This window comes from Rhodoblastus sp., assembly GCF_041915505.1.
GTDB lineage: Bacteria > Pseudomonadota > Alphaproteobacteria > Rhizobiales > Beijerinckiaceae > Rhodoblastus.
The window spans coordinates 1-2,300 of record NZ_JAYSBG010000466.1 but is presented as its reverse complement, the minus strand read 5'-3'; the positions used below and the strand labels follow the sequence as shown (position 1 = coordinate 2,300).

The 2,300-nt window shown below is 66.6% G+C and carries 2 protein-coding genes; both read left to right on the top strand.

Features of this window, described 5'->3' with window-relative positions; genetic code table 11:
- The first annotated feature begins 5 nt into the window (after positions 1-5).
- Positions 6-1,385, top strand: a complete 1,380-nt coding sequence (glmU, locus tag ACE3S9_RS18695; protein ID WP_374547980.1) for a bifunctional UDP-N-acetylglucosamine diphosphorylase/glucosamine-1-phosphate N-acetyltransferase GlmU — start codon at positions 6-8, stop codon at positions 1,383-1,385.
- Positions 1,386-1,503: 118 nt separating this feature from the next.
- The coding region (locus ACE3S9_RS18690; protein ID WP_374547979.1) for a class II glutamine amidotransferase at positions 1,504-2,300 on the top strand (797 nt) is incomplete at its 3' end.

Below are 2,300 nucleotides of genomic sequence, written 5' to 3'. Positions count from 1 at the left end.
GTCTCATGACGACGCCATCGGACCGCAGTGCGGCGCCGCGCCGCTGCCTCGCCATCGTTCTCGCCGCCGGCGAGGGCAAGCGCATGCGCTCCACCCTTCCCAAGGTTCTGCACAAGGTCGCCGGACGTTCCATGCTCGCCCATGTCCTCGACGCGGTCGGCCGCGCCGGGGCGGATGCGGTCGCCGTGGTGGTCGGCCCCGGCCGCGAAGATGTCGCCGCGGAAGCGCGCGCCACGGCGTCCGAGGCCGGGATTTTCACGCAGGCCGAGCGGCTCGGCACCGCCCATGCCGTTCTTGCGGCGCGCGAGGCCATTGCGGCGGGTTACGACGACCTGCTGGTGCTGTTCGCCGATACGCCGCTGGTTCGACCCGAAACCTTTGCGCAATTGCGGGCCAAACTGGCCGAGGGCGCGGGCGTTGTCGCATTGGGCTTCGAGCCGGAGGATCCAGCCGGCTATGGCCGCCTGCTGACGGACGAAGCCGGCGCCCTGGTGGCGATTCGCGAGCACAAGGACGCCAGCGCGGCTGAATTGACGGTGCGATCCTGCAATGCGGGTCTGATGGCGCTCGACGGCCGCCGCGCGCTCGGCTGGCTGGAGCGCATCGACAACGCCAATGCGCAGAAGGAATATTATCTGCCCGACGCCGTGGCCGTGGCGCGCGCCGATGGCGCCGCCTGCGCCCTGGTCGAGGCTTCCGCGCAAGAGGTGCTGGGGGTCAACGACCGCGCCCAGCTCGCGGTCGCCGAGGCCGAGATCCAGCGCCGCCTGCGGCTCGCCGCCATGCTCGGCGGCGCGACCTTGATCGCGCCGGAGACGGTGTTCTTCAGCCATGACACGGTTCTCGGCGCCGATGTGACGGTCGAGCCCCATGTCGTGTTCGGTCCGGGCGTGAAGGTGGGCGACGGCTGCGTGATCCACGCCTTTTCGCATCTCGAAGGCGCGACGCTGGCGAAAAATGTCTCGATCGGGCCCTACGCCCGCCTGCGGCCCGGCGCGAAACTGGCGGACAAGGCGCGGGTCGGCAATTTCGTCGAGATCAAGCAGGCCGATATTGGCGAAGGCGCCAAGGTCAACCATCTGACCTATATCGGCGACGCCAGCATCGGAGCGCGCTCGAATATCGGCGCCGGGGTCATCACCTGCAATTACGACGGCTTCCTCAAATACCGCACCCATGTCGGCGCCGACGCCTTCATCGGCTCCAATTCGGCTCTGGTGGCGCCGGTCGAGATCGGCGATCGCGCCTTTGTCGGCTCGGGCTCGGTGGTGACGGAGAATGTCGCGCCGGACTCCCTCGCCGTGGCGCGCGGACGCCAGGCGGTCATTCCGGGCTGGGCCGAGGGCTTCCGCCGGAAGATGGCGGCGCTCAAGGCGGCCAAATAGGCGGGCGCCCGGAAAGCTTAATACGAAAGCATATTTCTAAAATGTCGCCCAATTTGACTTGCGCCCGGGCTTGAACCCGGCCTTTTCTAATTTGTGCGCAACAGGAGATCATAGCCATATGTGCGGCATTGTCGGCATTCTCGGTCAGGGCCCGGTCGCCGGAGCCTTGATCGACGCCCTGAAGCGGCTCGAATATCGCGGTTATGATTCCGCCGGCATCGCCACTCTGGAAGACGGGCGGCTGCAACGGCGCCGCGCGGAAGGCAAGCTGCGCAATCTCGAAGCTTTGCTGCACGAAAAGCCGCTGCACGGCTCGGTCGGCATCGGCCATACCCGCTGGGCGACCCACGGCCGGCCCACCGAAAACAACGCCCATCCCCACGCCACCGACAAGCTCGCGGTGGTCCATAACGGCATTATCGAGAATTTCCGCGAATTGCGCGACGAACTGATCGCGCTTGGCCATGAATTCGTGTCGCAGACCGACACCGAAGCGGTGGCGCATCTGGTGACGGAGCAGATCAGGCGCGGGCTTTCGCCGGAACAGGCGGTGGCCGCCAGCCTGCCGCGTCTCAAGGGCGCCTTCGCGCTCGCCTTCCTGTTCGAGGGCGAGGAAAATCTGCTGATCGGCGCGCGGCGCGGCGCGCCTCTGGCGGTTGGCTATGGCGAGGGCGGGGAGATGTATCTCGGCTCGGACGCCTTGGCTTTGGCCGCCTTCACCGACACCATCACTTATCTCGAAGACGGCGACTGGGTGATCCTGCGGCGCGGCTCGGCCGAATTCCGCAACGAGGCCAATGAGCCGGTCGAGCGCCCGAAATTGAAGACGCAAGCCTCGGCCTTTCTGGTCGACAAGGGCAATTACCGTCATTTCATGGCCAAGGAAATCCACGAGCAGCCGGAAGTGGTCGCCCG